The 19,874-nt window shown below is 71.8% G+C and carries 17 protein-coding genes; 7 read left to right on the forward strand and 10 right to left on the reverse strand.

What is annotated here, in order from left to right:
• Nucleotides 1-183: 183 nt before the first annotated feature.
• The gene (locus tag ACT3SP_RS04880; protein WP_444586117.1) at nucleotides 184-1,356 is read right to left on the reverse strand and encodes an ROK family protein; all 1,173 of its coding nucleotides are present in this window, start codon (nucleotides 1,354-1,356) and stop codon (nucleotides 184-186) included.
• 141 nt (nucleotides 1,357-1,497) lie between these two features.
• On the opposite strand from ACT3SP_RS04880, the gene xylA reads away from it, so the two are divergent.
• The gene (xylA, locus tag ACT3SP_RS04885) at nucleotides 1,498-2,691 is read left to right on the forward strand and encodes a xylose isomerase (protein WP_444586118.1); all 1,194 of its coding nucleotides are present in this window, start codon (nucleotides 1,498-1,500) and stop codon (nucleotides 2,689-2,691) included.
• A 146-nt stretch (nucleotides 2,692-2,837) separates the two neighbouring features.
• Entirely contained in the window at nucleotides 2,838-4,229 is a 1,392-nt protein-coding gene (xylB, locus tag ACT3SP_RS04890) for a xylulokinase (RefSeq protein WP_444586119.1), read from the forward strand.
• Nucleotides 4,230-4,350: 121 nt separating this feature from the next.
• Here xylB and ACT3SP_RS04895 read toward each other — a convergent pair whose 3' ends face one another.
• The 6 genes from ACT3SP_RS04895 to ACT3SP_RS04920 form a co-directional block, all read right to left on the reverse strand.
• Complete coding sequence (locus ACT3SP_RS04895) at nucleotides 4,351-5,223, reverse strand: endonuclease/exonuclease/phosphatase family protein (protein WP_444586120.1); 873 nt, start codon at nucleotides 5,221-5,223, stop codon at nucleotides 4,351-4,353.
• A gap of 107 nt (nucleotides 5,224-5,330) precedes the next feature.
• Nucleotides 5,331-6,218: a MurR/RpiR family transcriptional regulator gene (locus ACT3SP_RS04900; RefSeq protein WP_444586121.1), complete on the reverse strand. Its 888-nt coding sequence runs from the start codon at nucleotides 6,216-6,218 to the stop codon at nucleotides 5,331-5,333.
• Nucleotides 6,219-6,351: 133 nt separating this feature from the next.
• Nucleotides 6,352-7,293, reverse strand: coding sequence for a carbohydrate ABC transporter permease (locus ACT3SP_RS04905; RefSeq protein WP_444586122.1), 942 nt, complete (start codon nucleotides 7,291-7,293; stop codon nucleotides 6,352-6,354).
• Complete coding sequence (locus ACT3SP_RS04910) at nucleotides 7,293-8,213, reverse strand: carbohydrate ABC transporter permease (protein ID WP_444586123.1); 921 nt, start codon at nucleotides 8,211-8,213, stop codon at nucleotides 7,293-7,295. Before ACT3SP_RS04910 ends, ACT3SP_RS04905 begins: the two co-directional genes overlap by 1 nt.
• Complete coding sequence (gene ngcE / locus ACT3SP_RS04915; RefSeq protein ID WP_444586124.1) at nucleotides 8,213-9,640, reverse strand: N-acetylglucosamine/diacetylchitobiose ABC transporter substrate-binding protein; 1,428 nt, start codon at nucleotides 9,638-9,640, stop codon at nucleotides 8,213-8,215. The genes ACT3SP_RS04910 and ngcE overlap by 1 nt, the downstream gene beginning before the upstream one ends.
• Nucleotides 9,641-9,866: 226 nt before the next feature.
• Nucleotides 9,867-10,844, reverse strand: coding sequence for an ATP-grasp domain-containing protein (locus tag ACT3SP_RS04920; protein ID WP_444586125.1), 978 nt, complete (start codon nucleotides 10,842-10,844; stop codon nucleotides 9,867-9,869).
• A 513-nt stretch (nucleotides 10,845-11,357) separates the two neighbouring features.
• On the opposite strand from ACT3SP_RS04920, the gene ACT3SP_RS04925 reads away from it, so the two are divergent.
• Nucleotides 11,358-13,088: a sodium:solute symporter family protein gene (locus tag ACT3SP_RS04925; RefSeq protein WP_444586126.1), complete on the forward strand. Its 1,731-nt coding sequence runs from the start codon at nucleotides 11,358-11,360 to the stop codon at nucleotides 13,086-13,088.
• A 69-nt stretch (nucleotides 13,089-13,157) separates the two neighbouring features.
• A complete protein-coding gene (locus ACT3SP_RS04930; RefSeq protein ID WP_444586127.1) occupies nucleotides 13,158-13,286 on the forward strand; it encodes a putative transporter small subunit in 129 nt (42 codons plus the stop codon).
• 112 nt (nucleotides 13,287-13,398) lie between these two features.
• Here the strand turns inward: ACT3SP_RS04930 and ACT3SP_RS04935 are convergent, their stop codons facing one another.
• Together ACT3SP_RS04935 and ACT3SP_RS04940 are read right to left on the reverse strand one after the other, a co-directional pair.
• Nucleotides 13,399-14,439, reverse strand: coding sequence for a Gfo/Idh/MocA family protein (locus ACT3SP_RS04935; protein ID WP_444586128.1), 1,041 nt, complete (start codon nucleotides 14,437-14,439; stop codon nucleotides 13,399-13,401).
• Between the two features lie 121 nt (nucleotides 14,440-14,560).
• The gene (locus ACT3SP_RS04940; protein ID WP_444586129.1) at nucleotides 14,561-15,496 is read right to left on the reverse strand and encodes an aldo/keto reductase; all 936 of its coding nucleotides are present in this window, start codon (nucleotides 15,494-15,496) and stop codon (nucleotides 14,561-14,563) included.
• A 189-nt stretch (nucleotides 15,497-15,685) separates the two neighbouring features.
• On the opposite strand from ACT3SP_RS04940, the gene ACT3SP_RS04945 reads away from it, so the two are divergent.
• Nucleotides 15,686-16,135 carry a DUF2871 domain-containing protein gene (locus ACT3SP_RS04945; RefSeq protein ID WP_444586130.1) on the forward strand — a complete coding sequence of 150 codons (450 nt, stop codon included), beginning with the start codon at nucleotides 15,686-15,688 and terminating at the stop codon, nucleotides 16,133-16,135.
• A 57-nt stretch (nucleotides 16,136-16,192) separates the two neighbouring features.
• Here the strand turns inward: ACT3SP_RS04945 and ACT3SP_RS04950 are convergent, their stop codons facing one another.
• Complete coding sequence (locus ACT3SP_RS04950; protein ID WP_444586198.1) at nucleotides 16,193-17,407, reverse strand: ROK family protein; 1,215 nt, start codon at nucleotides 17,405-17,407, stop codon at nucleotides 16,193-16,195.
• 211 nt (nucleotides 17,408-17,618) lie between these two features.
• Between ACT3SP_RS04950 and ACT3SP_RS04955 the strand changes: the two genes are divergently transcribed.
• Together ACT3SP_RS04955 and ACT3SP_RS04960 are read left to right on the forward strand one after the other, a co-directional pair.
• Nucleotides 17,619-18,605 (forward strand): Gfo/Idh/MocA family protein, encoded by a 987-nt coding sequence (locus tag ACT3SP_RS04955; protein WP_444586131.1) that lies wholly within the window; start codon nucleotides 17,619-17,621, stop codon nucleotides 18,603-18,605.
• A gap of 163 nt (nucleotides 18,606-18,768) precedes the next feature.
• Nucleotides 18,769-19,776: a Gfo/Idh/MocA family protein gene (locus ACT3SP_RS04960; RefSeq protein WP_444586132.1), complete on the forward strand. Its 1,008-nt coding sequence runs from the start codon at nucleotides 18,769-18,771 to the stop codon at nucleotides 19,774-19,776.
• Nucleotides 19,777-19,874: the final 98 nt, after the last annotated feature.

The raw sequence follows: 19,874 nt of genomic DNA on the forward strand, positions 1-19,874 counted from the left end.
AGAACTTGCCCGCCACGGCGCACTCCGAAAAGAATGGAAAGCTTTCGAGGGGAGTGGTGGTGGCCAAACGGCGTAGCGGTGAACCGAGCTTCGATTCCGCGCAAGTGCGGCGAAGTGCCGAAGCAGGCTGCCCCGACCAGAGGGTGTCGCGGTGCTTCGGTAGTCGGGGCCGATGTCGGCAGGTCAGCTGCCGCGGGCGATCCAAGCCCCCGGCTCGCTGAGCACGGGCTGCAGCGCCGCCCGGGCCGCCCCGCGCAGCGCCGGCTCGACCAGGGCGTCGGAACGTTCGATGCGGATGGGACCGGCCTCCGCCGCGAGCGCGTGCTCCTCGACGGTCCTGCGGATCACGGGCTCGAGCTCGGCCGCGATCGGCGCGAGGTAGCCCGAGAGCACCACGGTGGTCAGGTCCAGGATGTTCAGCGCGTTCGCGATCGCGAGGCCGAGGGAGCGGCCGATCATGCCGATCACCTCGGTGCGGTCCCCGGTGAGAGCGAGCGCGTCGACCAGGTCCTCGATGCGCACGTCGTCGCCGAGCCGGGCCCGTTCCCGCAGGGCGTGGTAGGAGACGTAGGCCTCGAGGCAGCCGCGGCGCCCGCAGCGGCAGACGGCGCCGCCGGGCTCGATGACGGTGTGCCCGAACTCGCCCGCCCAGCCGTGGGCGCCGCCCATCAGCTCGCCGTCCAGCACCACCGCGCCGCCGACGCCGGTCGAGCCGCGCAGGTAGATGAAGGATTCTCCCGGCCGGCGGTCGATCTCGGTGAGGACCGAGAGGCGGTTGTCGTTCTGCGCGCGCACCGCCAGGCCCGCGAGCTCGGGGCGGGCGAGCAGCCGCCCGACCAACGGCACCTCGGTCCAGTCGAGGTTGGGGGCGGAGAGCACGCGGCCGTCGTCCGGGGCGATCCGTCCGGGGACGGCGGCGACCACCTCGACCACGGGGGCGCCGCCCGCCTCGGCGCGCACCCGCCCCACCAGCTCGGCGGCGAGATCGATCGCCTCCTCGGCGGAGGCCGCGGTGACCTTCCGGTACTCGATCTGGTGCGCGAGCACCTCTCCGGCCAGGTCGACCCCGAGGCAGGCGATGTGGTCCGCGGCGATCTCGAGCCCGATCGCCAGCAGCGTTCCGCGGGCGGGGGTGAGCGGCACCATGGGGCGGCCGGCGCCGGTCGAGACCGGCGCGCTCTCCTCCACCAAGGAGGCGTCCACCAGCTCCTCGACCAGCTTGGAGACCGTCGGCTTGGTCAGACGGGTGAGCTTCGCGAGCCCGGCGCGGGACAGCGGCGCGGAGGTGGCGGAGGCCGCCGTGAGGGCGCGGAGGATCGTGGACAGGTTGTGCTCGCGCAGATGCGTGGACTGCACCGTGCCCCCTTCTCGTCGTGCCGGCCACGTCGGCCCGGGCCGGGTGCCGACGGATGCTGCGCACAGCTTGGCATGTCGGCGTTAGTTACGGTAACTTACTAACAGCGGCAGATGCCGATCGACGACGAAGGAGCTCTCCCCATGACTGCCCCCACCCCCACCCGTGACGACAAGTTCTCCTTCGGCCTGTGGACCACCGGCTGGGAGGCTCGCGACCAGTTCGGCCTCGCCACCCGCCCGCCGCTCGAGCTGAGCGCCCACATCCGCAAGCTCGCCGAGCTCGGCGCCTGGGGCTTCACCTTCCACGACAACGACGTGGTGCCCTTCGACGCGACCCCCGAGGAGCGCCAGAAGATCATCGACCAGCTGAAGTCCGTCACCGACGAGACGGGCCTTGTCATCGAGATGGTCACCACCGACACCTTCGCCCACCCCGTCTTCAAGGACGGCGCGTTCACCTCCAACGACCGCGACGTGCGTCGCTTCGGCCTGCGCAAGGTGCTGGCCAACGTGGACCTCGCCGCCGAGCTCGGCGCGACCACCTTCGTGATGTGGGGCGGCCGCGAGGGCTCCGAGTACGACGGCTCGAAGGACCTCTTCGCCGCGCTCGAGCGCTACCGCGAGGGCCTCGACACGGTCGCCGGCTACATCAAGGAGAAGGGCTACGACCTGCGCATCGGCCTCGAGCCCAAGCCCAACGAGCCCCGCGGGAACATCTTCCTGCCCACCGTCGGGCACGCCCTGGCCTTCATCGAGCAGCTCGAGCACGGTGACATCGTGGGCATCAACCCCGAGACCGGCCACGAGCAGATGGCGACGCTGAACTACACCCACGGCCTCGCGCAGGCGCTGTGGTCCGACAAGCTGTTCCACATCGATCTCAACGGTCAGCACGGCCCGATGTACGACCAGGACCTCGTGTTCGGCCACGGCGACCTGATCAGTGCCTTCTTCACCGTCGACCTGCTCGAGAACGGCTTCCCGTCGAAGCCCGGCGCCTACGAGGGCGCCCGTCACTTCGACTTCAAGCCCTCCCGCACCGAGCACGAGCAGGGTCAGTACGACTCCGCCGCGGCCAACATGGAGATGTACCTGATGCTCAAGGAGCGCGCCCTCGCGTTCCGCGCCGACGCCGAGGTGCAGGAGGCGCTGAGCTACTCCGGTATCGACGAGCTCGCCCAGCCCACCCTCGCCGAGGGCGAGTCCCTCTCCGACCTGCTCGCGGATCGCACCACCTTCGAGGAGTTCGACGCGGACAAGGCCGGCGAGCGCAACTTCGGCTTCGTGCGCCTGCAGCAGCTGGCCATGCAGCACCTGCTCGGCTTCCGCGCCTGAGCGGATCCGGCGTCAGCGGGCACGGCACGGCGGTGCCGTGCCCGCTCTCGCCCGGGCACCCCGGCGCTTCGTCCCCTGGCGCTGACTTCTCCCTGCGTCCCGCATATCCTCGCTTGCAGCACCTCCACTGACGGAAAGGTCTCTCGATGGCACCCCTGGTCCTCGGCATCGACTCGTCCACCCAGGCCACCAAGGCCCTCCTCGTCGACGCGGAGACCGGTGAGGTGCTCGAACAGCGCCGCGCCGCGCACCCCGACGGCACCGAGGTCGATCCCCGAGCCTGGCTCGAAGCGGTCGACGAGGCCGCGGGCTCGCTGCTCGAGCGCGCGGACGCCCTCGCCGTGGGCGGTCAGCAGCACGGCATGGTCCTGCTCGACGACGCCGGTGAGGTGGTGCGCGACGCGCTGCTGTGGAACGACACCCGCTCCGCGGGGCAGGCCGCCGCGCTGATCGAGGAGATGGGCGGCGCGGAGGCGAGCGTCGAGGAGATCGGCAGCCTGATGGTCGCCTCCTTCACCGCCTCCAAGCTGCGCTGGGTGCGCGACCACGAGCCCGAGGCCGCGGAGCGCGCCGCACGGGTGCTGCTGCCCCACGACTACGTCTCCCTGCATCTCGCGGCACAGGGCACCGAGCCGTTCACCGACCGCGGCGACGCGTCCGGCACCGGCTACTACTCCACCCGCGAGGAGCGGTTCGTGCCCGAGCTGGCGGAGGCCGCGCTCGGCCGTGCCCTCGAGCTGCCCCGCCTCCCCGGCAGGCCGCAGGAGGTCATGGCCCGCACCGCCGGCGGCGCCGCGATCGCGGCCGGCACGGGCGACAACATGGGCGCCGCCCTCGGCCTCTCGCAGGGCCCCGGCGACGTGTCCGTCTCGATCGGCACCTCCGGGGTGTGCGCGATGGTCAGCGGCTCCCGGCCCGGGGACGCGAGCGGGACGGTCACCGGGTTCGCGGACGCCACCGGCCGCTTCCTGCCCATGACCACCACCATCAACGCCTCCCGCATCCTCGAGGCCGGCCGCGCCCTGCTGGGCGTGGACCACGAGGAGCTCTCCCGCCTCGCGCTCGCCTCGCAGCCCGGTGCCCGCGGCGTGAGCCTGCTGCCCTACTTCGACGGAGAGCGCACCCCCAACCGGCCGGACGCCCGCGCCACCCTGACCGGCATGAGCACCGCCACCACCCGTGAGGACGTGGCCCGCGCCTACGTCGAGGGGCTGCTGTGCTCGCTGGCCGACGGGATCGCCGCGCTCGAGGAGCGCACCGGCACCGCCCCCGAACGGATCACCCTGATCGGCGGCGGCGCCCGCAGCCGGGCGGTCCAGGAGCTGGCCCCCGCGGTGTTCGGCCGCGAGGTCACGATCGCCCCCGACGGGGAGTACGTGGCCCTCGGGGCCGCCCGTCAGGCGGCCTGGGCGCTCGCCGGCACCGACGAGCCGCCCGCCTGGGAGATCAGCGGCTCGCGGATCGTCGGCGCGGAGTCGACGCCCGAGGTGCTCGAGGCGTACCGGGCGCTGAAGGGACGGACCGAGGGCTGGGGCTGAGTCCGGGGCTGGGGCGCCCGGGGCCGGGCTGACCGGCCGACGTGCGACCTCTCGGATCGACGCCGTATCGGCTCATCGATGGTCCTCGGGCAGCTCACCGGGGATCGAAGGGGGTCCTCCGTCAGCCCCCCGACCCTGACCCTGCCCCCGGCATCCGCACCTGCGCCTGCACGGGCAGGTGGTCGCTGGGGAACACCCCGTCCGGCCGCATCGCGTTGATCGACGCGTCCAGCACCTGCACGTCCTGGCTCGCCAGGATCCAGTCGATCCGGAACTCGGATTCCTCGACGTCCTGGAAATGGGGGAAGGTGCCCCAGCCCGGGCTGGTCCGGCGTTCGGCGGCGAGCCAGGTGTCCTGCAGGCCGAACTCCTCGACCAGCACCGTGTAGGCGGGGGAGGCGGCGGCCACCGAGTTGAAGTCGCCGGTGGTGATCGTGGGCAGGTGGAGGTAGCGGAACTGCAGCAGGTGGTCCGCGATCAGCTGGGCTCCCTTCACCTTGGCCTGGGTGATCACGTGATCGAGGTGGGTGTTGAGGTGCACCAGCTCGCCGCCGGTGGCGAGGTCGCGGAACCGTGCCCACACCGCGACCCGCGGACCCGCATTGCCCCAGGTCGCCGAGCCGATCTCCCGCGGACGGTCGGAGAGCCAGAACTGGTTCCAGCCCAGCAGCTCGAGCCGCTCGGCGTCGTAGAGGATCGGGTTGATCAGCCCGTCGCTGCCGCCCCGCGTGGCCGTCCCGATCCGGCGGTAGGAGCGCCCGAGCCCCGCCTCGACAGGACCGAAGGTCCCCTCCTGCATCTCCTGCATCCCCAGCAGGTGGGGCCTCTCCGCGGCCAGCAGCGCCTCGATCGCGGGGGCGCGCCGAGCCCAGTGGCCGGGGTCCTCCGGGGTCGTCGAGGAGGTGCGGAACAGCGCGTTGAAGCTCATGACGTGCAGGGGAGGCGTCGCGTCGTGGTCGGCGGTGTTCGAGGCGGTCGCAGCGGGCGTGGTCATGGGTACTCCTGGGACGGGGCGGTGCAGCGGGGTCGCGGTGTCGGGGGTCGCGGTGTCGGGATCGGGGGGCCGGGTGCCGGGGTCGTGGTGTCCGGGGCGAGGCGGGCTCACCAGTAGCGCTCGAGCGCCTCCTCCACGGAGCCGAGCGCCTCGAGGGACCGTGCGTGATGGCGCACCACCACGCCGCTCACCAGGGCGTCGGCGAGGAAGAGCTCGGCGATCCGGCTGGTGAGCGTCCCCGTGCGCATCGGGGTGCTGTCCTGCACCGCGAGCAGCACGTGGTCGGCCACCTCGGCGGCGGGCGAGGCGGACAGGCGGGTGATCAGCACGGTGAGGCAGCCGCGGCGCTTCGCCTCGGTGAGTTGGGGGACCGTCTCGCTCTCGGTGCCGGTCTCGGAGACGACGATCAGCACGTCGCCGGGACGGGAGGCGGCCAGGCCGATCACGGCCGACGGCGGGTCGTGGAAGCTGGTGGCGGGGATCGCGAGGCTGCGCAGCTTGTGCTCGAGGGACACCGCGATCAGATGGGTGGAGCCGGCGCCCGTCGCGAAGACGTGCCCGGCATCGCCGAGCGCCTGCACGACGGTCCCGAAGTCCTCCATGTCCAGCAGGCGGGAGGTCTCCTCCATGGAGCGCGACGCGAGCACCCCCAGGCTCGAGACCAGATCCGGCAGCGGGGTCTCGGCCGTGATGTCGCCGGTGACCCGCAGCTCGCCGTGCTGCTCGGAGCGCTCGGCCGCGAGCACCAGCTCGGTGCGCAGCCGAGTGAACTTCTCGATCCCCAGCGCGCGGCACAGCCGGGTCACAGAGGCCGCGGAGGCCCCCGCCCTCTCGGCGTACTCGGTGATCGTCATCCGCCCCACCTCCGCCGGGGACTCGAGGGCCAGCCGGGCCAGCTGCTGGAGCTGCGGCGGGAGGGTGGGCAGCGAGGAGCGCAGCAGCGCCATCACGGGCGGACGCGGCGACCCTGCCGCGTCGGCATCGTTCGAGGACATGCGGGACCTTCCTGGTCGGGGGTGCCCGGTCGGGGCCGGGCCCCGTTCGCCGGACATCATGTCGCTGGGCATCATGGCACGTCGGGGCGGGACGCCGGTCCAGCGGGAGAGCAGGCACGGCGGAGCCGACGGCTCATTTCAGGGCCCCGGCGCTCAGCCCCTGCTGCACCTGCCGCTGGAAGACGATGTACAGCAGCAGCACCGGCACCATGGAGATGATCAGCCCCGCGAACAGCTGCGCCATCGACGTCGGCGAGGTCTCGTAGTTCTCCCCGAGCGCGAGGGCGGCGAGGCCCTGGCTGAGCACGAAGTTCGAGCGCTCCTCGTCCTGCTGGGGGTTCAGCACCTGGGGGAGCAGGAACTGGTTCCACTGCCCCAGCACGTTGAACACCCCGATCGAGACCAGGCCCGGACGGGCCAGCGGCAGCATGATCCGGAAGAACACCCCGAAGTGGCCGGCCCCGTCGATGAACGCCGCCTCCGAGAGCTCCTTGGGCAGGCTGCGGAAGAAGCCGGTGAGGAAGAAGATCGAGAACGGCAGCGAGAACGCCGCGTAGACCAGCACCAGGCCGAGGTTCGTGGCGAACAGCCCCAGCGCCTGCACGATCCGCACCAGCGGCACGATCGCGAGGAACACCGGGAAGGTCATCCCCGCCAGGTACAGCCAGTACAGTGCGCGGCTGCCGGGGAACGGGTAGCGCGCCATGACGTAGGCGGTCATCACCGACAGCAGCATGGTCAGCGCCACTCCGCCGCTGACCACGATCACGGTGTTGGTGAAGAACGCCCCGATGTTCGCCTGCTGCCAGGCATCGACGTAGACGCCCAGGCGCAGCTCGCCGGGCGGCCCGAAGGGATTGTTGTAGATCTCCTCGTTGGTCTTCAACGAGGAGACGAGGATCCACGCCAGCGGCACCAGCACCACGAGCGCCCAGGGCAGCAGCATCAGGTGCGGGATCGAGGACAGCGGTGAGGCGCGACGGGCGCGGGGCCGCACATCGGGCGCGGGGTCCGGGGAGCCGACGGGGTCGCGGTGCGTGTCACCCGCGAGGTCGGTGGGCGGGGAGAGGGACATCAGTACTCGAGCTCCTCGCGCTTGGTGAGTCGGTAGGTGAGCAGGGCCAGGGCCACGGAGGCGAGCATCATCACGGTGCCCATCGCCGAGGCGTAGCCGAACTGGGAGTTGAAGGAGAAGGCGGTGCGGTACAGGTACGTGGACATCACGTCGGCCCCGAAGTCCGCCGCCGTGCCGGTCATCGACATCACCGCGACCAGGGCGTACGAGTCCAGGGTGCCGATGCCCAGGTAGATCAGCGCGGTCTGCGCGTGGCTCCAGATCAGCGGGAGCGTGACGTGGGCGAAGCTGCGCAGGCGCCCCGCGCCGTCCAGGGCCGCCGCCTCGTACAGCTCCTGGGGCACCCCGCTCATCGCCGAGAGGAACAGCACCATGTAGAAGCCGACGGAGGACCACACCGCCGCCAGCGCGATCGCCAGGAGGATGGTGCGGGGATTGCCCAGCGGTCCGTTGGGCACCACCGACAGCACGTCGGTGCCCACCATGCGCAGCAGCCCGTCCAGCAGGCCGCCCCGGGAGGCGTAGAGGTAGCTGAACATGATGCCGATGATCACCACCGGCACCACCTGCGGGAAGAAGAACAGCACGCGGTAGGCCCCCGCCCCGCGGGTGGCGCGGAGGCTGCCGGAGCCGCCGCGGGTGATGAGGGTGGCGAACAGCAGCGCCAGCCCCAGCGTGACCACGGGGATCACCACCAGCAGCACGGCGTTGTGGGTGACCGCCCGCCACCAGCTGCCGTCCCGGACCAGCCGCACGTAGTTGTCCAGCCCGATGTACTCCAGCGTGGGCGTGTACCCGGTCCAGTTCGTGAACGAGATCTGCACCCCCTGCGCGAAGCTCGAGAGCACGAACACCGTGTACAGGACCAGGCCCGGGGTGATGAAGGCGATGATCAGCCACCACCGTCCGCGCTGGTGCATCAGCGGGTCTGCTTCGCGATCGCGTCGTCGTCGGCGACCTGGTCGGCCTTCGTCTGGCAGCGGGTGAGGAAGCCGTCCACGTCGAGGTCGCCGAGGATCAGCGCCATCAGCGCGGCGCGGGTCTCCTCCGCCAGGGACGGGTACCAGGTGGGGAACCTGACGACCTGCCAGGGCTCGACCCGGTTCGAGCGCTCGATCATGTCGGTGATCGTCGTGAAGGCCTCGCTGAGCTGCTGGTCGTCGTGGGCGCCGGCGACCATGGTCACGCTGTTGGTCTGCTCGGCGTAGTGGCGGGCGGAGTCCTTGGACAGCAGCGCGCGCAGGAACTCGAAGGCGGCGGGGCGGTGCGCGGCCGCCGCGGGGACGAACCAGCCGGCACCGGGGTTGTTCGGGGTCAGGTCGGCGCGCTCCGGATCGGGGGAGGGCAGCGCGGCGGCGGTCATCCGGAAGCCCTCGGGGATCGCCGAGCGCATCTCGTTCTCGAGCCAGGCGCCGACGGGGATGAGCGCGGCCTCGTGGTTCAGCCAGGCCGTCTGCGACTGCACGTGGGTCATCTGGGCGACGCCGGGGAGGATCAGGTCGTCGGTGCGCAGCTGGAGGACGGCCTCGGCGGCCTCACGGATCGCGTCCTGCTGCCAGGCGCCGTCCTCGAGGTCGTCGACGGCCCTCCAGACGTCCTGGCCGCCGATCTTGGCCGCCAGCGGCACGAACACGCCCTCGTCGAAGTAGTTGGCGTGCATACCGGTGAACGCCCAGGGGTAGATGCCGTCGGCCTTGATGTCGGCGGAGAGGCTCATCAGCTCGTCCCAGGTGGTGGGCCATTCCCAGCCCTTCTCCTCGAACAGGGCGGCGTCGCGCCAGATGCCCCAGGCGTACTGGGCGGTGTTCAGCCCCACCAGCTGGCCGTCCACGATCCCGGCCTCGCGCACACCGGGGTTCAGCGACTCCTCGACGGTGATCTCCGGATCGTCCCAGCTGGGGGCGGCCAGGAGGTCCTCGAGGGAGGCGAGCTGGTCGTTGGCGGTGAGCGAGGTGATGTCCAGGGAGCCGGCGCCGGAGTTCTGGAACAGGTCCGGGGGTGTGCCGCCCACGAACCGCGGCTGCAGGGTGCTGAGATCCTCGGCGCGGACGATGTCGGTCTCGACCTCCGGGTGCTTCTCGAGGAACTGCTCCTCGGTGAAGTCCAGGTGCGGCACCCCGCCGCCGCCGTCGAAGACGAAGGCGTTCAGCGCGCCGCCGGAGACGCCGAAGGGGTTCTCGGGGCTGGTGGGGGCGGCGGAGTCCTCCGCGTCGGCGCCGGGAGCGCCCGAGGTCGCGCAGGCGGAGAGGCCGACGGCGCCGAGCGCGCCGGCGAGGCCCAGGAAGGTGCGGCGAGTGGAGCGGGCGGCCGTGGGCGGGACGGGGGGAGGGCAGTGCTCGGCAGACATGGCGGGCCTTTCGACGTCCGGAGGTGAGGGTGTCAGCCTGCGGGGCCGAGGTGACCGCGCAGTGACCTCCGTGTGAAAAGATACCCCTTCGGCGGCGATCTGGACGTTAATTCTTTTCATCCGGCGGCATGGCGGCATGGCGGCATGGAGGCATGGAGGCATGGAGGCCCGACGGCGCGGCAGTGCGGCCGTGCGGAGGGCGGCGCGCGGACCGGGGTGCGGTCGGTCAGGCCCGCGCCAGGATCGCGTCCGCGAACACGTCCGTGACCTCGGGGGCCAGGTGCAGGTTGAAGGTCGGCTCGAACAGCTCGGCCTCGAGCAGCACCAGGCCGTGCTCGGCGGAGTCGACGGTGTCGATCCGGCCGTACAGCGGGGTCCCGAGGCCCGTCACCCGGGCGATCGCGGCGAACACGCGCTCGGCGAAGGCCCGCTCCCGCCCCGTCGCCGTGATCGTCACGGGGTTCTCCCGGTACACGCCGCCGCGCAGCCCGCCGCCGCGGGCCAGCAGGGCTCCCTTGGCGATCGCGTGGGTGAAGCGGCCGTCGATCGCGTAGAGCGCCCTCTCGCGTCCGTCGGAGAGCTCGGGCACCTCGGGCTGCAGCAGCACGGTCCCGCCGTCGGAGAGGATGCGGCGACCGAGCTCGAGGGCGGCGGGGTCGTCGGGGGCGAACAGGCCCGTGCGCTGGGAGCCGGCGCCGACGGCCGGCTTCAGCACCACGTGCTGCGACGAGGCGGTCGACTCCTCCGTCGCGCCCGGCCCGTCCGCGGCCCGCCCGATCGCGCCGGGCTGCGCGCCTCCGGCCGCCGGCCCGTCCGCGGCTGTCCGCTCCAGCGCGGCGACGAGGGAGGCCTCCTCGCGGTGGTAGGTGGTGGGGACGACCGCGATCCCCTCCGTCGCCAGCTGCTCGAGGTAGCGCTTGTCCATGTTCCACCGCACCAGCTCGGGCTCGTTGAGCACGCGGGTGAGCCCTCCGGCCTCCGACAGCCAGGCGTCGAACTCGGCCGGCCGCTCGACGTAGTCCCAGGGACTGCGGATCACCAGCAGGTCGTACCCGGCCCAGTCCACCTCCGGATCGCGCCACACCAGCGCATCCGCGTCCACCCCGCGCTCCCGCAGCGCGGCCACCAGAGGCGTGGAGTCCCGCTCCGGATCCGCGGCGGTGAAGGACGAGGGGCGGGTGGTCACGATGCCGATGCGGGTCATGGATCCGACGATAGGGGAGTCCCGCCCCGGGGTTCGACCGGGGGTCCGTCCTGCGGTTCGTCCGGAGGTCCTCCCCGGCGGCGGGCGCGCCCCGGCGGAGTGTGCATGTCTATGCGACGGCCCGGACGGCCGTTCTGCCACTCCTCCGATCGGACTGTCCGACAATCTCTTCTGAAGCTGTGACCTGCACTTGTTATCGGGATGTTACCGACGAGGTAGTAACGGGCCGTCGACTGTGCGAGTATCGATGCGACCCCCTGCGCGTTCGATGCGTGGGGCGGAGCGCCGAGAGGCCGCCGCCCCCGCCGACGCCGTCGCCGTGCACACCCTCCTGGGTGCACGTCCCCGGAGCAGATGCGAGGCATCGCCCGGGCGATGTCGGACGGCACGCGCCCCGAGGGTCGATCGCCGGTCGGCCCATCGTGGGGCACCACCCCGAGTGCAGTGCGTCCCGCGCTGCCCTGCGGCCGACCTGCGCACGAGACCGGATTGCCCGCGAAGAAAGGACGTTCAGTGCCGCCCTCGCCCACAGGGGACATCTCCCAGCTCGGGACCGTCGGCGTCATCCTCCTCCTGCTGCTGTTCTACGGCGGCACGATGTGGATGTCGGTCGCGATCTCCCGCAGGAAGGAGAACGCCGACGACTACATGACCGCGGGGAACCGCATCGGATTCGGCGTCTCCGCCGCCTCCATGACCGCCACCTGGATCTGGGCGTCCTCGATGTACGCCTCGGTGACCGCCGGCTACACCTACGGCGTCTCCGGCCCCATCCACTACGGGCTCTGGGGCGCGCTGATGATCCTGTTCATCTACCCCTTCGGCAAGAGGATCCGGAAGGTCGCGCCCAAGGCGCACACCCTCGCCGAGGTCATGTACGCCCGCCACGGCCGCTCCTCGCAGCTGATGCTCGCCGGCTCCAACGTGCTCGGCTCGGTCATCTCCCTGACGTCCAACTTCATCGCCGGCGGCGCGCTCATCGCGATGCTCTCCCCGATGAGCTTCGGCGCGGGCATCGTCATCATCGCGGGCGGTGTGCTGCTGTACACCCTGTGGTCGGGCTTCCGCGCCTCCGTGCTCACCGACTTCGCGCAGGTCATGGCCATGCTCGGCGCGGCCGTCATCATCATCCCGACGGTGTTCTTCGTCGTCGGCGGCCCGGCGATGTTCGAGACCGGCGTCGCCGGCGGCAACGTCACTCCGCAGCAGGGGAGCTTCTTCTCCTCGGACGCGTTCATGAACCAGGGCGCTCCGTACATCGCGGCCGTGCTCGCCTACGCGATCGGCAACCAGACCATCGCGCAGCGGCTCTTCGCCGTGCGCGAGGACCTCATCAAGCCCACCTTCGTCACCGCCACCATCGGCTACGGCGCGACCGTGATCGGCATCGGCATGCTCGGGGTGATGGCGCTGTACCTGGGTATCGAGCCCATGGGCGGGGACGTCAACAACCTCATGCCGCAGATGGTCGGCACCTACCTGCCGGTGGCGCTGATCGCGCTCGCCTTCATCATGATCATCGGCTCGCTGTCCTCGACCGCGGACTCGGACCTGTCGGCGCTCAGCTCGATCGTCATGACCGACATCTACGGCCAGTCCGTCGGCCGCAAGAACGCGAACCCCAAGCTCATGCTGCTGATCGGCCGGATCACGATGATCGTGGCCACCGCCGCGGCGCTGTTCTTCGCCACCGCCCGGTTCAACATCCTGGACCTGCTGGTGTTCGTCGGCGCCCTCTGGGGCTGCCTGGTGTTCCCCGTGATCGCCTCCTTCTACTGGAAGAAGGTCACCAACTCGGCGTTCACCGTCTCCGTGATCGCCGCGCTGGTCGTCTTCCTGCCCGTGCGCTTCGCGCTGATCCCGCTGACGGGGGTGTGGGCGCTGTTCGTGGAGCTGCTCGCGATCGTGGGCGTGGGCGTGGTGCTCGGCATCATGAGCTTCGGATTCTTCGGACTGCGCCCCGCCGTGATCATCGGCTCCCTCGCCACGATCGCCGTGCTGCCCTTCGGGTTCGGGTTCCTGCGCGACTACGAGACCCTCTCCGGCTCGCTCGTGGCCTACTCGGTCTCGTTCCTGGTCTGCTACCTCATGAGCGTCCGCTCGAGCCAGGACTTCGACTTCTCGGTGATCCGCAGGGTCACCGGAGACTTCGACGAGGAGACCGATGCCGCCGCCGCGCCCGGCCCGCTCGACGACGCCGACGGGACCCCGCCCAGCACCGACCCGGTGCCCACCGGCCGCTGATCCGGCCCGCCGGGGAGGGATGCCGTCCCCCGCCCCGGCACCGATTCGACCCTCCGAGGAAGGAACGCCATGACCGCTCTCCTGACCGCCTACGTGCTCATGTGGCCCGTGCTCGTGCTCGCCATCCTGATCACCATCGCCCGCGGCTTCGCCAAGGACGTCAAGGAGGCCCGCGCCGAGGGCCGCTCCGTCATCTGACGTCCCGGCAGCGCGCGACGTCGCCCGCCTCCCTGTCCCGGGAAGGCGGGCGACGTCGCGCGCGCGTACTCGGCGGCGGCCCGGCGCGCCGGCAGGCCCCGGCCCCCCGGTGTCAGCTCCCGACGCCGCTGGCGCGGTATGCGTCCGTGAGGATCCGCAGCGAGGCCATCGCCTCGCCGGGCCCGATCCAGAACGGCTCGGGGTCGTCGAGGGACGCGTGGAAGTCGCGGATCAGCTCCTCGTGGGAGACGCCCCAGTAGGCGCGGCCGCCCGGCGCGGCGACCCGGTCCGAGAAGGTGTCCACCCGACCGTCCTTCCAGCGCACGGTGAGGCCGCCGACGCCGCCCGAGCGCACCTCGAGAGAGGCTTTCTCGGTCTCCACCTCGAACTCCACCGGCCGGGCCGCGGGCGCGGTGAGCGTCGCGTAGAAGGTGGTGGTCACCCCGGAGGCGTGGTGCAGCACCAGATCCGCGGTGTCCTCGACTTCGGTGACGCCCGCGAACTTCCTCTGGGAGACCAGGCCCTCGGTGCGCTCGACCGGCCCCAGCAGCCACTGCACGAGGTCCAGGGTGTGGATCGCCTGGTTGATGAGCAGGCCGCCGCCCGCGGTCTCCCAGCGGCCGCGCCACGGCTTGGCCTCGTAGTACTGCGCCGTCCGCGTCCACACCACCGAGGCCCAGGCCCCGCGCATCTCGCCCAGCTCGCCGCCCGCCAGCAGCCGCGCGAGCTCCTGGCTGCCGCGGTTGTAGCGGTTCTGGAAGCAGATCCCGATCTTCGGCGCGCCCGCGCCGCCGTCGGCCCGCGCGGCGCGCAGGGAGCCGAGCGCCTCGACCAGGCGCTCGCCCTCGGCGAGGGTGTGGGCGAGCGGCTTCTCCTGCAGCACGTGCACGCCGCGCTCCAGGGCGGCGAGGGACGGGTCGACGTGCTGGTCGTGCGGTGTGGTCACGTGCACGGCGTCCGGCCTCAGCGCCTCGATCAGCTCTTCGACCGACGAGTGCACGGGCAGCGAGGTCTCCGCCGCCGCCCGCTCCCGGGCCGCGGGATCGGTGTCGGCGATGCCGACCAGCTCGAGACCGTCGATCGCCTCGATCGCCCCGACGTGGACGATCGACACGTCCCCGTAGCCGACCAGTCCGATGCGTCGCTGGGACATGTGCTGTGCCTCCTCGCCGCTGCGGTGCGGCATGTGGGATCGAGAGTCCTGGTCATCGTGGCCGCCGTCGCCGTCCCGAGGGAATCGTTGCCGTGCGGTGCCCCGGACCGGCGTGGGGTGCTCAGGGCACGATCCACCCGGCGGCGCGGAACAGCTCGTACCACTCGGCGCGGGTGAGGGGCACCTCGGAGCCCGCCGCGGAGTCGACGACCCGCTGCGGGGTGGTGGTACCGAGCACCACCTGCATCTGCGCGGGATGGCGCGTGATCCACGCGGTCGCGATCCCCTCGGGTGTGACCTCGTACTTCGCGGCCAGGCGGTCGATGACGGCGTTGAGCTCGGCGTGCTCGGGGTGGCCCAGGAACACTCCGTCGAAGAACCCGGCCTGGAAGGGGGACCAGGCCTGCACCGTGATGTCGTGCAGGCGGCAGTAGTCGAGGATCCCGCCGCCGTCGCGGACGATCGCCTGGTCGGTGCCCTGCATGTTCGCGGCCACGCCCTGGGCGATGATGGTGGAGTGGGTGATCGACAGCTGCAGCTGGTTCGCCACGATCGGCTGGTCCACGTGCTTCTGCAGCAGGTCGATCTGCCGTGGCGTGTGGTTGGAGACGCCGAAGTGCGTCACCTTCCCGGCCGCATGCAGCTCGTCGAAGGCGCGGGCCACCTCCTCGGGCTCCACCAGGGCGTCCGGGCGGTGCAGCAGCAGGATGTCGAGGTGGTCGGTGCGCAGCGCCCTCAGCGAGCCCTCGACGGACTCGACCAGGTGCTCGTAGGAGTAGTCGAAGTGCGGCCCGTCGGTGACGATCCCCGCCTTGGACTGGATCGTGACCTGCTCCCGCTCCGAGGGGCTCAGCTGCAGCGCCTCGGCGAAGCGCTCCTCGCAGCGATGCACCTGGCCGCCGTAGATGTCGGCGTGGTCGAAGAAGTCGATGCCCGCGTCGCGCGCGGAGCGGACCAGGGTGCGGATCTCGTCGTCGGACTTCTCGGCGATGCGCATCAGCCCGAGCACCACGTTCGGGGCGGTGATCTCGGTGTGCGGCATGGTGAACTGCTTCATGGCATGACCTCGCGGAGTCGGGGGAGCGGCGCCGCCCCAGCGGCGGTGCCGTGGAGAAGCCTATGCCCGGGCAGCGGTGTCCGCACGGGTCGAGGGGGGCCGGGCGGGTGCCCGCCGGACGAGGGGACGATCCCAGGATCGATCATTCGGTGGATACGCCCGGGTGCCGGGATTCCTAGAGTCGAGGACATGAACCGACTGCTCAGCACCGCCTTCACGTACATGATCCTCGGCCTCCTCTCGGGCCTCTTCTACCGCGAGTACACCAAGGCCACCGACAACCTCGGGGTCGACTCGCAGCTCGGCACCCTCCACACGCACCTCCTGGCGCTGGGGATGCTGGTGTTCCTCATCGTGCTCGCGCTCGACGCGATCTTCTCCCTCTCGGGCCGCCGCTCCTTCACGGTCTTCTTCTGGGCCTACAACATCGGCCTGCTGGTGACCGTGGTGATGCAGGCCGTGCGCGGCATCCTCACCCTCGACGGGCAGGACCCCGCGACGACCACCGCCGCGATCCCGGGCATCGCCGGGCTCGGCCACATGCTCCTGACGGCGGGCCTGATCGCCCTGTTCGTCGCCCTGCGCGCAGGGATCAGGGACCGCGCGATCGCCGCCGAGCGCCCCGCCGTCGCCGTCTGAGCCACCGCCCCGCCGTCGCCGTCCGAGCCACCGCCCCGCTCCGGGCGGTGGCTCCTCTCAGCGCGAGGCGGGGGAGAGCTCCCGCTGCAGGAAGAGGGTCGCCGCGCCGAGCGCCGCCACCCCGTCGCCGAGATGGGAGGAATCGATCCGCACCCGGTGCGAGGGCGCGTCCCGCCGCACCCGCTCCTCGATCCTCGGCAGGGCGAACGGGGCCAGCGCCCTCCAGTGCGGACCGCCGAGGACCAGGCGGTGCGGGTCGTGCACCCCGATCAGGGTGCGCAGCGCCTCGCCGAGCGCGATGCCGTAGCCCTCGATCAGCGCCGCGGCGCCGGACCGGTCCGCCTCGGCGGCCGCGGCGAGGTCCTGCAGCCGCTCCGCGGAGCTCCGGCGAGGGTCGGCGGGCAGGATGCCCTGCTCCTCGGCCGCACCCAGGATCATCGAGACGTCGGTGAACCTGCTCAGGCAGGCGCGTCGGCCGCAGCCGCACTCGGGGCCCTCGAGCCCCGTGGGCAGGTGGCCGATCTCGCCGGCCTGGGCCTCCGCGCCGTGGTGCACGCGCCCGCCGGTGCTCACCGCCGAGCCGACGCCGGCTCCCACGTAGATGTACAGCACCGTCTCGTCCGGGGACTGCGCCGCGGACCAGGTCTCCGCGGTCAGCGCGGCGTTGGTGTCCTTGTCCAGCACCACCGGCAGTCCGGTCGCGTGCTCGAGCTGCTCGACCAGCGGCACATCGCGCCAGCCCGGCAGCCACGGCGGATTCACCACCACGCCGCGGCGCACGTCGATCCCTCCGGGGCTGGCCACCCCGATGCCGAGCATCGCCTCGCGCGCCTCCCGCCCGTCGGGGGTGCGCCATCCCGCCGCCCCCAGATCCTCCTGGAGGGCGGTCAGCGCATCGGCGATCCGGGCGATGTCCGCCGTGGGGTCGTCCGTGGGCGCCGCCAGCGAGCGCTGGGTGACCACCGAGGCCAGCAGGTCGACCACGACGATCGAGATCCCCGACGGATCCAGGTGGATGCCCGCGGCGAGCAGGGCGCTGGGCACGATCCGCAGCACCGTGCGCGGCTTCCCGCGGCTGCCCGCGAGCGTGCCGTCGCTGGTGATCAGGCTCCGCTCCCGCAGCCGACGCGTGATCAGCGAGACCGCCTGGCGGGACAGGCCGCTGCGGTGGACCACCTCGGACTGCGAGGTGCCGTCGGGGGCATGCCGGATCGCGGCCAGGACGATCAGCTCGTTGCGGGCCCCCAGGTCCAGCATCGTCGTCCCGCGCATCGCCACCCCGTCCTCCTCCGCGCATCCCCGCGGGGAACCGCATTGCCATTAGTCCATCGGTATGAGTAATGTACGTCACCACGCGTCGGCACAGGCCGATTCCGCCGATGTCGTCGCTCCGACCTGTCCGTCCCGACTCGTCCGTCCCGACCCGTCCGACGCCTCCCACCGACCCGAACCGGACCCGCGCCCTTCGAGGAGAGCCTCCCCCATGCCCCAGACACCCTTGCGGATCGCCGTGCTCAGCGCCTGGCACGTCCACGCCGAGGAGTACGGCCGCGCCGTGCTCGACCATCCCGACACCGAGCTCGTCGGCGTCTGGGACGACGACGCCGAGCGCGGGCGCGAGCTCGCCGCGGCGCTGGGCAGCGAGTTCCTCCCCGACCTCGACGCGCTGCTGGCCCGGGACGACCTCGACGGCGTCACCGTCACCACCGCGACCACGGTGCATCGTGACATCCTCGGCGCCGTGATCGCCGCGGGCAAGCACATCTTCACCGAGAAGCTGCTCGCGCCCACGGTGGCCGAGTGCGACGAGCTGACCTCCGCCGCCGAGGAGGCGGGGGTGACCCTGACCGTCTCGCTGCCGCGCCTGTCCCACGGCTACACCCTGGCCCTGCGCGAGATCCTCGACTCCGGGCGGCTGGGACGGCTCACCTACTCACGCGTGCGGCTGGCCCATGACGGCTCCACCCGCGACTGGCTGCCCGCCCGCTTCTACGACCCGGCCGAGGCCGTCGGCGGCGCCTTCGCGGACCTCGCCGCCCACCCCGTCTACCTCACCCAGCTGATCCTGGGCGCGGAGGCGAGCTCGGTCCGCGCCAGCTACACCGACCAGACCGGCCGCGGCGTCGAGGACAACGCCTCGGTCACCGTCACCACGCCCGACGGCGCGATCGGCGTGATCGAGACCGGCTTCGTCACCCCGTCGAGCCCCTTCAGCATCGAGGTGCACGGCACCGAGGGGTCCGTGCTCTACGGCCTGGACGGCGCGGACGGATCCTCCCTGCACCTGGGAACCTCCGCCGGCTGGGAGGAGATCGCGGTGCCCGCCGACGGCCCGGCGCCCTTCGCCCAGTGGGTCGAGGCGATCCTCGCCGGTGGCCGCACCCAGGAGAACCTCGACCGCGCCCGCGCTCTGACCGCCCTGGTCAGCGCCGCCAACGCCGACGCCGCGCACAGCACGGCCACCGGCTGAGCGCCCCGCCGGCGCCCCGAACCGACCGGCGCGCCTTCCGACCGGCGCACCATCCCGTCGGCCATCCCGTCGGACCCCCGTCGGCCATCGCGTCGGCCGGTCGCCCGATCGTCCCGCACCCCCGACCACCCCACCGCCCGCTCATCCACCAGGAGCTCCCCCCATGACCGTCACCCTGCCCGTCCGCATCGGCCTCATCGGCGCCGGCGGCATCGCCAACGCCCACCTCAAGGGCTACGCCGCGATCCCGGACCGCGTGCGCGTGGTCGCCGTCGCCGACGCGAACCCCGAGGCCGTCGCCGCCCGCACCGCCGAGACCGGCGCCACGGGCTACTCCGACTTCCTCGATCTGGTCAAGGATCCCGAGGTCGACGCCGTCGACATCTGCCTGCCCCATCACCTGCACAAGGTCGCGATCGTGGCCGCCGCCGAGGCCGGCAAGCACATCCTGTGCGAGAAGCCGCTGTGCCTGAGCGCCGAGGAGGCCGCGGAGGTGCGCGACGCCGTCGCGAAGGCCGGCGTGACCCTGATGTGCGCCCACAACCAGCTGTTCATGCCGGCCGTCGCCTCGGCGAAGCGGGCCCTCGAGTCCGGGACGCTGGGCACCGTGTACGAGGTGCGCACCACCGACTCCTTCTACAACGACTTCGACCCCGACTCCATGGGCTGGCGCGCCCACACCGCCACCTCGGGCGGCGGCGAGTACATCGACACCGGTTACCACCCGACCTACCTGCTGATGCACCTCTCCGGCGGGGTGCCCGTCTCCGCCTTCGCGATGATGTCCACCCACCGCCTGACCTTCATGGAGGGGGAGGACTCCGCGCAGGTGCTGGTGCGCTTCGACAACGGCAGCGTGGGCCAGCTGGTCACCTCCTGGGCCTACGACGCCGCCCCCGGCACCGACCGCTTCTCGGTGGTGGGGGAGAAGGGGTCGCTGAGCTCCGACGGCACCACGCTGCGCATCAAGCTGCGCGGCGAGGAGGAGCAGGTCATCGAGCACGAGCCGATCGACACCTTCGCGGCCGAGATCGCCGACTTCGTGGAGTGCCTCGAGACCGGGCGCCGGCCCCTGAACACCGAGGCGGAGGGCATCGCGGTGCTCGGCATCATCCTCGCCGCCTACGAGAGCGCCCGCAGCGGGAAGGCGGAGGACGTCCTGAGCGTGTGAGCGCACGGGCGGTGGGGTGACGGGGGCCCGGGTACAGTCGGAGACGCACGTCAGGCGATGATCGGCCTGTCGACTCGGCAGGTCCGGCCCCCGATACC

This window comes from Brachybacterium sp. AOP43-C2-M15, assembly GCF_052446295.1.
Lineage (GTDB): Bacteria > Actinomycetota > Actinomycetes > Actinomycetales > Dermabacteraceae > Brachybacterium.

What these genes read in the sequence shown, in the direction of transcription:
- xylA (WP_444586118.1), top strand. Translation starts at nt 1,498, where the DNA reads ATGACTGCCCCCACCCCCACCCGTGACGACAAGTTCTCCTTCGGCCTG.
- xylB (WP_444586119.1), top strand. Translation starts at nt 2,838, where the DNA reads ATGGCACCCCTGGTCCTCGGCATCGACTCGTCCACCCAGGCCACCAAG.
- ACT3SP_RS04895 (WP_444586120.1), bottom strand. Translation starts at nt 5,223, where the DNA reads ATGACCACGCCCGCTGCGACCGCCTCGAACACCGCCGACCACGACGCG.
- ACT3SP_RS04900 (WP_444586121.1), bottom strand. Translation starts at nt 6,218, where the DNA reads ATGTCCTCGAACGATGCCGACGCGGCAGGGTCGCCGCGTCCGCCCGTG.
- ACT3SP_RS04905 (WP_444586122.1), bottom strand. Translation starts at nt 7,293, where the DNA reads ATGTCCCTCTCCCCGCCCACCGACCTCGCGGGTGACACGCACCGCGAC.
- ACT3SP_RS04910 (WP_444586123.1), bottom strand. Translation starts at nt 8,213, where the DNA reads ATGCACCAGCGCGGACGGTGGTGGCTGATCATCGCCTTCATCACCCCG.
- ngcE (WP_444586124.1), bottom strand. Translation starts at nt 9,640, where the DNA reads ATGTCTGCCGAGCACTGCCCTCCCCCCGTCCCGCCCACGGCCGCCCGC.
- ACT3SP_RS04920 (WP_444586125.1), bottom strand. Translation starts at nt 10,844, where the DNA reads ATGACCCGCATCGGCATCGTGACCACCCGCCCCTCGTCCTTCACCGCC.
- ACT3SP_RS04930 (WP_444586127.1), top strand. Translation starts at nt 13,158, where the DNA reads ATGACCGCTCTCCTGACCGCCTACGTGCTCATGTGGCCCGTGCTCGTG.
- ACT3SP_RS04935 (WP_444586128.1), bottom strand. Translation starts at nt 14,439, where the DNA reads ATGTCCCAGCGACGCATCGGACTGGTCGGCTACGGGGACGTGTCGATC.
- ACT3SP_RS04940 (WP_444586129.1), bottom strand. Translation starts at nt 15,496, where the DNA reads ATGAAGCAGTTCACCATGCCGCACACCGAGATCACCGCCCCGAACGTG.
- ACT3SP_RS04945 (WP_444586130.1), top strand. Translation starts at nt 15,686, where the DNA reads ATGAACCGACTGCTCAGCACCGCCTTCACGTACATGATCCTCGGCCTC.
- ACT3SP_RS04950 (WP_444586198.1), bottom strand. Translation starts at nt 17,407, where the DNA reads ATGCGCGGGACGACGATGCTGGACCTGGGGGCCCGCAACGAGCTGATC.
- ACT3SP_RS04955 (WP_444586131.1), top strand. Translation starts at nt 17,619, where the DNA reads ATGCCCCAGACACCCTTGCGGATCGCCGTGCTCAGCGCCTGGCACGTC.
- ACT3SP_RS04960 (WP_444586132.1), top strand. Translation starts at nt 18,769, where the DNA reads ATGACCGTCACCCTGCCCGTCCGCATCGGCCTCATCGGCGCCGGCGGC.